The organism is Polaromonas sp. P1_H6 (assembly GCF_056405195.1).
Genome location: NZ_JBFUCN010000021.1, coordinates 72124 through 79903, shown reverse-complemented (window position 1 = coordinate 79903; position 7780 = coordinate 72124). Strand labels below are relative to the sequence as shown.

Annotated in this window: 6 protein-coding genes; 3 read left to right on the top strand and 3 right to left on the bottom strand. The window is 65.4% G+C overall.

Features of this window, described 5'->3' with window-relative positions; genetic code table 11:
- Positions 1–181: 181 nt before the first annotated feature.
- From AC1D1F_RS18260 to AC1D1F_RS18250, 3 genes are all read right to left on the bottom strand, one after another.
- The gene (locus AC1D1F_RS18260; RefSeq protein ID WP_477676730.1) at positions 182–1549 is read right to left on the bottom strand and encodes a DUF1501 domain-containing protein; all 1368 of its coding nucleotides are present in this window, start codon (positions 1547–1549) and stop codon (positions 182–184) included.
- A gap of 18 nt (positions 1550–1567) precedes the next feature.
- Positions 1568–3013: a DUF1800 domain-containing protein gene (locus tag AC1D1F_RS18255; RefSeq protein ID WP_477676729.1), complete on the bottom strand. Its 1446-nt coding sequence runs from the start codon at positions 3011–3013 to the stop codon at positions 1568–1570.
- Between the two features lie 83 nt (positions 3014–3096).
- Positions 3097–4092 carry a quinone oxidoreductase family protein gene (locus AC1D1F_RS18250; RefSeq protein WP_477676728.1) on the bottom strand — a complete coding sequence of 332 codons (996 nt, stop codon included), beginning with the start codon at positions 4090–4092 and terminating at the stop codon, positions 3097–3099.
- 137 nt (positions 4093–4229) lie between these two features.
- Here AC1D1F_RS18250 and AC1D1F_RS18245 point away from each other — a divergent pair, with 137 nt between their 5' ends.
- From AC1D1F_RS18245 to AC1D1F_RS18235, 3 genes are all read left to right on the top strand, one after another.
- On the top strand, positions 4230–5129 hold the full coding sequence (locus AC1D1F_RS18245) for a DMT family transporter (protein ID WP_477676727.1): 900 nt from the start codon (positions 4230–4232) through the stop codon (positions 5127–5129).
- Positions 5130–5468: 339 nt separating this feature from the next.
- The gene (locus tag AC1D1F_RS18240) at positions 5469–5705 is read left to right on the top strand and encodes a hypothetical protein (RefSeq protein WP_477652648.1); all 237 of its coding nucleotides are present in this window, start codon (positions 5469–5471) and stop codon (positions 5703–5705) included.
- A gap of 13 nt (positions 5706–5718) precedes the next feature.
- Positions 5719–7707 (top strand): AAA family ATPase, encoded by a 1989-nt coding sequence (locus AC1D1F_RS18235; protein WP_477676725.1) that lies wholly within the window; start codon positions 5719–5721, stop codon positions 7705–7707.
- The last annotated feature ends 73 nt before the right edge of the window (positions 7708–7780 follow it).

Here is a 7780-nt window from a genome sequence, read left to right as displayed (position 1 = left end):
CTTTTGGTGTTTGCGTAACTTCGCTTCGCGAAGTGAGCAAACCCCGCGCGCGTAGCGCGCCTTTTGGCGAACAAAAGAAAACCCGCTTTGCGGGTTTCGCTAAAAGTGAGTAGCCGCCGGGCTACCCCCGGCCAGCAACCCTCAGAGGAGAGCACACCGCCGAAGCAAGAACCACTGTCAATCAGGCTTTATTGAACAGGCCGTCAAGCCGCTTGTCCCACTTAGCCCCGGGCAACACATCCCCCATCTGCGAATCCCCAAACGCAAAAGTCCCGCGCAGGACTTGGGCAAGCACCGCCCGATAGTCATGATGAGCAGGAAGGTCGCGGCCTTCATTAAGCTGCGAAAGACCACTCCATTGCCCATGCCACCGCCCACCAGCAACCCGACTCCCCATAAGCCACATCGCATTCCCAAACCCGTGGTCGGTACCACGCGTGCCGTTCTCCGCACTGGTGCGGCCAAACTCGCTCATCACCACGACCACGTCACCGGGTTCGGAAAAATCCTGCCGCAGCTGCGCGATGCCGCGTGCCAGGTTGCCCAGGTTGTTGGCCAGCTGGCCGGTGGCCGCGCCCTGGTTGGCGTGGGTGTCCCAGCCGCCGGCTGACAAAAAGCCCAGGCGAAGTTTGCGGTCGTTGCGCATCAAGGTGCCGAGGTGCTGCGCGTCTAGCTGCAGGCCCACCGGGTCGGCCGCGCCGTTGCTGGCCGCCAGCATCTGGGCATTGAGGGCCTGCAGGTTGGCGGGCGTGCCGTCGCGGTCCAGGTTTCTGTCGGCCATGCGTTTGGCGTCCTGCGCCATCTTTTCGGCCCTGGCGGTTCTTTGCTCGGTGAGCTCCTGCGCGCTCTGCATGCGGCTGCCCGCGCCCTGGCGAAAGGCCTCGCTGAGCTTGTCGTCGCCGGCGTACAAATCCATCAGCGCCTGGCGGGTCTTGTCGTTGGCCAGCACGCCGGTGCGTTCGGCCGACTGGCCGCGCGGGATCAGCCTGACGGCAGCGGCCTGGCCTGCCAGGATGGCGGGGTTGGCCTCGCCCACGCCCAATGCGACCGCACCCGGAGCGGCGCTTTTGCCAACACCCGCCGTGGTGTTGAGCCAGCCGGGCGCGCTGCTGGTCTTGCCGCCTTGCGCGATTTCCATCTGGTACTGCGCGTCGAAGTGCGAACGGTTCGGCGCAGGCAGGCCGGCCGCGGGTACAAAGCCCAACACGCCCTGCTTCCACAGCGGCAGCAGCGGGGCCAGTGCGGGGTGCAAGGCAAAGGTCTTGTCGAGCTTGATGGCGGTCTGCGCTGTGCCGTCGGGCGCCGCAATCGCGATGCTGGGACGCAGGGCGTAGTAGTCCTTGTCGGCATAAGGCACAAAGGCCGACAGGCCGTCATAAGCGCCGCGCAGAAAGACGACGATAAGGCGCCCGTTGTTCAGGTTCCCTGGCACGGGCACGGCTTGCGCCCACACGCCGGGCACGGCCAGCGACAAGGCGGACAAGGCGCCCATACCAAGCAGGCCGCGGCGCTGCAGCAAGTCGGGCGATGAAGAATGGTTTGAACTCATGGAGTCTCCGCTGCCGGTTTATTTGCGCATGAAATCAGGGCTTGCCAGCATCAGGCCGGTGCGCATTTTCGCGGGCTCCTGCGCGATGCGCTCGCGCGTCGCCACGCTGAAAAAAGCATTGAGGTAAGCCGGCTCGGCCATGCGCGGGCCCAGGCCCATGGCGTAGTCGGCACGCCGCGTGAGCGCTTCGGGCGCGAGCCAGGTGTTCGCGTCGGTCTTGTAGCCGTCGGGCGTCTGCCAGCCGTGCATGGGCTGGCCGGCCTGCGCGAGAAAACCCAGAGTTTGAACAATGTCGCGGCGCTCCTTCACGCCGCCGGCGGCGGTGAGCGCCGAGCACGCGAAGTCCAGCGGCGTCTTGAACAGCTGCTTGTCTTTGGCCCAGAATTCCGGCGACTCGATCAGGGCGCGCATCACCACGCGGATGTCGCCCTGTGTGTCCGTGAAAGTGGCGGCCAATTTGTCGACCAGCGCGGCCGGGGGTTTGTCGGCGACAAAAAAACTCGCCAGCCGAGTGGAAACGCGCCGCGCGGTCTCGGGCCGGCGCGCCAGGTAGCGTATGGCCTCTTCGCCCTCGGCCACGCTCTCGTTGCCGAAGGTGCGGCCCAGCAGGACCTTGCCTTCCTTGTCGTGCAGGCGCTCGGCAAAACGGAAGCCCTCGCCGTCCTTGAGGTTGACTGTCCAACCGGTCAGGATGCGCGCCAGTTCACGCACGTCCTTCTGTGTGTAGCCGCTGTTCACGCCCAGGGTATGCAGCTCCATCAGTTCACGTGCATAGTTTTCGTTAAGGCCGCGGCTGTTGCTCTGCGCCTGGTCCAGGTAGAAGAGCATGGCCGGGTGTTTGGCGCTGGCCAGCAGCAGGTCTTCAAAGCGGCCCAGGGCATTGGCGCGTATCGCGTTGATCTCGTAATGGCCGACAAAGGGGCGCACCGGGCCCTTGCCGACAAACACGTTGAGATGGTTGAACCAGAACTCGGTCATGCGCGCCAGCAGCGGATTTTCGAGTGCCGGGTCGCTGCAGGACATCAGGCGCCAGGCGGCGGCGTCCTGGGCCATCTCGCGGCTGAATTTTTCATCCCCCGCGCCCGCCGCGGCGGCCATACCGGGCTTGGCGGTTTTTTCGCGCGCGGTCCTGCGCGCCTCTTGCTCAGCCCGGAAACTGCGCGCGATGTCATTGAGCGGTGCGTTGATGCCGGCGAGTTCGGCGGGAAGCGTTGGCGGGCGTCTGCTCGCGGCATAGGCCGCGTCCAGCTGCCGCAACGCCCAGGCGCGGGGCGAGGCCGCCGCGGCCTGCGCCGAATCCGGCGTGGGCGCATAGCCCAGCCGCGAGGCGGCGCGCCAGGTGTCGGCCATCCTGGCCGTCGGGGGTGCGGCTTCAAGCTGTCCCTCGGCCTGCGCCGCGGGGGCGGCCAGGGCAGCCAGCAAGGCCGCGAACAGGCCGGCCTGGGTGATCGTCGCTGTGGGCATGTTTTTCTCCTGCGACTCCTTGTAACGCATGCACCGCAGCTTGCGTTGAACGCGGCCTCCGGCTTTACACAGTTTTTTTCCGCTTACAGCGTCAGGATGGTGCAACCCGTGGTCTTGCGGGCTTCCAGCGCGCGATGTGCTTCGGCCACGTCGGCCAGGGCAAAGCGCTGGTCGATCGGGATGTTGACCTTGCCGCTGGTCACCATGGCGAAAAGGTCGTCGGCCATTTCCTGCGTGACCTCGCGGGTCGCGATGTGGGTGAACAAGGTGGGCCTGGACACGTACAGCGATCCCTTGGCGGCCAGCAGGCCGATGTCCAGCGGCGGCGTCTTGCCCGAGGCATTGCCGAAGTTGGCCAGCAGGCCGAAGGGGCGCAGGCAGTCCAGCGACTTGAGGAAGGTGTCCTTGCCGACCGAGTCGTACACCACCTTCACGCCCTTGCCGCCGGTGATCTCCTTGACGCGGGCCACGAAGTCTTCCTTGGCATAGTTGATCGCGAAGGCCGCGCCCTGCGACAGGGCCAGCGCGCATTTCTCATCGGAACCGGCTGTTCCTATCAGCTGCAGGCCCATGGCCTTCGCCCACTGGCAGGCGATCAGGCCCACACCGCCGGCCGCCGCATGGAACAGCACATAGTCGCCGGCCTGCAGGCCGCCCTGCGGCTGCGTGCGGCGCAGCAGGTATTGCGTGGTCAGGCCCTTGAGCATCATGGCCGCACCGGTCTCGAACGAGATCGCGTCGGGCAGCTTGCACACGCATTTGGCGGGCATCACGCGCAGTTCGCAATAGCTGCCGGGCGGCTGGCTGGCATAAGCCGCGCGGTCGCCGGCCTTGAGGTGGGTGACGCCTTCGCCCACAGCCTCGACGACACCCGAGGCTTCCATGCCGAGCTGCAGCGGCATGGCAAAAGGATAGACGCCGCTGCGCTGGTAGACGTCGATGTAGTTCAGGCCCACGGCCTTGTGGCGTATGCGTATTTCGCCCGGGCCGGGCTCGCCCACCGTCACGTTCACCAGCGTGAGTTCTTCGGGGCCGCCGTGCTGGTTGATGTGTACGGCTTTGGAGGGATAGGAGGCCATGGGGGTGTTCCTTGCAGAGGGGAGATAAAACAAAAGCGAAAAGCGTGGCCGCCATGGTGCCATGAATCGGAACAAGCCGCAGAGGGTTAAAGCCAAGGCCTCGCAAGCAAAACTGCATCGCTTGGTAAAGTCCCCGCATGACCCAACGCCTGACGCCCGCCACCGCATCGTTGCTGGTGATCCCTCCGATGCTCTGGGCCGGCAATGCCGTGGTCGGCCGCCTCGTCACCGGCCTGGTGCCGCCCATGACGCTCAATTTCCTGCGCTGGGCCCTGGCCTTTGTGATCCTCCTGCCGCTGGCATGGCGCCTCCTCAAACCCGCCAGCAGCCTGTGGCCCCACTGGAAGCGCTTCGCGGTGCTGGGCCTGCTGGGCGTGGGCTGCTACAACGCGCTGCAATACCTGGCGCTCAAAACCTCGACCCCGCTCAACGTCACGCTGGTGGCTTCCAGCGTGCCGATCTGGATGCTGGTGGTCGGTGCCTTGTGCTTCGGCCAGGCCGTGTCGCGGCGCCAGGTCGCCGGCGCCGTGCTGTCGATTGCCGGCGTGCTGGTGGTGCTCTCGCGCGGCCAGTGGGAGCTCTTGATGCAGGTGCAGCTGGTGCCCGGCGACCTCTATGTGCTGCTGGCCACGCTGGCCTGGGCGTTTTACAGCTGGCTGCTGTCGCAGCCGAAAGAGCCCGCGGAGATCCGCAGTGACTGGGCGGCCTTCCTGCTGGCGCAAATCGTCTTCGGTCTGGCCTGGTCGGGCGCTTTCGCGGCCGGCGAATGGGCCGTGACCGACGCGCACATCCGATGGGGCTGGCCGCTGGCCGCGGCCCTGGCCTATGTGGCCGTCGGGCCCGCGGTGATCGCCTACCGCTGCTGGGGCATGGGCGTGCAGCGCGTCGGGCCGGCCATCGCGGGCTTCTTTTCCAACCTCACGCCGCTGTTCGCCGCCCTGCTTTCGGCGGCCTTTCTCGGCGAGCTGCCGCATCTTTACCACGCATTGGCATTTGTGCTGATCGTGGGCGGGATTGTGGTGTCGTCGCGGCGCTGAGGCGAACTGCAGACATCATCGCAGTGGTTTGATTTTCACAACACATTGCGAAAAACCGTCGCATAAAACTTGCCAAGCCCGCGCGGGCTCTTCAGAATCCGTTCCTTGCTTTGAGCCGTTGCACAACGAATAACCTTGTGCAGCCAACCCTCGAAGCCCTTAAACACCATGACTTTGTTCACTCACACCTGACGCACCCTCCACTGCCCCCGGCTGGATGTGGTGCCAACCATACCCAGCCCTGCGGGCAGTCGGTGCCGTGCCTTCACGTGTGAAGCGCGCTCCGCGAACCCCAGGCTGATTTTTTCGCCGGGGTTTTTTGCTTTCTGGAGCGTGCACATGAGTGCCAAAACTTTTTCCCGTGACTTCGCCGACGGCAAGGTCAAGCATTTGCGGCGCATGAAGCAGCCGCTTGCCTTGACATTGCAACTGCCCGCCCCGCGCAACCCGGTGGTGCGGGCCCTCGCCCAGCGTGCCATCACGTCCGGCGCGGGAAAACATATTCGCAGCACCGGCGCCAACCGCCGTGCTGAAACCGTGGCCCTGCACAAGGCCCTTAAGAAATTGATTGACTGACATGAAGAACGATATGACAACCGAGACGGTGGCCGCAGCCCGCGTGCCGCCCGAACTCATGCGCGAGCGCAGCGCCCACCTGGCACTGGTTGCCGACGAACTGAAGACCGAGCTGTTCGGCATCGACGACATCATCGACCGGGTGATCGAATCGATCCGCGCCTGGTATGTGCTGCCGCACATCATTCGCCGCCCGGTGATCGTCTGCCTCTGGGGCCTGACCGGCACCGGCAAGACGCAGCTCACGCGCCGCCTGGCACAGAAGCTGGGCTTTTACGACCGCTTCGTCGAAGTGCAGATGGACGGCTTCAGCCACGGCAGCAGCTGGCGCAGTGCCGATTCCCTCAGCGCCATGCTGGCCGAATCGGGCATCGCCGAAAGCGAGCCCGGCATGCTGGTGCTCGACGAGTTCCAGCGCTTTCGCACCGTCGACGAAAAAGGCAAGGACGCCGCCGTCAAGCGCTACCAGGACGTCTGGCAGCTGCTGTCCGACGGGCGCCTGCCGCCCTCGCTGTCTTTCCTGCAGGAGCTCGAATCGTCGCTGGCTTTCTCGCTGTACGACCATGAGCGCGAGGAGAAGGTGGAGGCCAAGCCCGCCGCGGACGGCACCGTTCCCAAAAAACTGAAGTTCGCCCTCTCGCCCTACCAGGCGCAGGAATTCCGGCAAAGCCTGAAGCTCAAGGAGCCGCTGCAGGAGGTGATGACCTGGACGCCCCAGCAGCTGCAGGAGCGCATGCTGGCGTTCAAGACCTCAACCGACTCCTGGGAGACGGATTACAGCCGCCTGCTCATCATCGTCTCGGGCAACCTCGACGAGATGTACGAGGGCACGGCCAGCCGCGTGGAGGACTGCGACACCGACGCCGACATCTTCCACGAACTGACGAAGAAGCTGTCGGTGATCGACGTCAAGAAGGCACTGGGAGAGCGCTTCAAGCCCGAGCAGATCGCCAGGCTTGGCAACAACCACGTGATCTACCCCTCGCTGAGCCAGGCCACCTACGAGCGGCTGATCCGCAGCACCTGCGCGCGCTATGCCGGCGAAATGCAGGCCAGTTCGGGGCTGTCGTTTGAGCTGCACGAGTCGGTGTACCAGGGCATTTATGCCAACGCGGTTTTCCCGGCCCAGGGCACACGCCCGCTGTTCTCGTCCATCCATGCCATCCTGAGCGCGCCGCTGGTCAATGCCGTGCTGTGGGCTTTCGAGCATGGCGTGCCGGACGGCGCGACGCTGCAGGTCAGCCTGGACACGGCCACACAGTCGCTGCGCATCAGCCTCGGCCGGGACGGCAGCCCCGGCATTGCCTACCCCGTGCCGCTGGACCTGAACCAGCTCAAGCAGCGCGCCAGCCCGGACTTCCGCGCCCTGCTGGCCGTGCACGAGGCCGGCCACGGCCTGGCCTACGGCCGGCTGTTCGGCCACGCGCCGCAGGAGGTGAAGATCAACGTGGCCTCTTTCGAGGGCGGCTACAACAGCTATGTGCGCCTGAAAGCCGAGTCCCGGCAAAGCTGCCTGGACCGCCTCTGCGTGGGCCTGGCGGGCCGCGCCGCCGAAACCCTGGTGTTCGGCGAGGACGCCAGCACCACCGGCAGCGAAAGCGACTTCAAGAACGCCACCGCCCTGGCCGCCCGCTTTGTGCGCCACTTCGGCTTCGGCAACCGGCTGAGCCGCACCGACGTGACCGACAGCACCGATGAAAACCTCAACACGGACGTCGCACCGACCAACGCCGAGATCGAGGCCCTGCTGGCGCAGGCCTATGCACGCGCGCAGGCGCTGCTCAAGGCCGATTCGGCCCTGCTGCTGCGCATCGTGGACGAACTGCTGGCGCAGGGCCAGGTCAGCAAGGAAAAAATGGCCGGCCTGCTGGGTGTGGGCATCGCGACGGAAGAAAAGATGCTCATGCCTTATGCCGAGCAGCTCCAGGTGTTCAGCCTGCAGCACGGGCTGATGCAGCGGGTCAGTGGTACGGCGGCGTCGCTGGAGCCATCGCTGGAATGATCCCTCTGGGCAAAAAAAAGCACGGTGGGCAGCCCATGCTGCCCTCCGTGCCCAATTTCCACCAACGGAAATC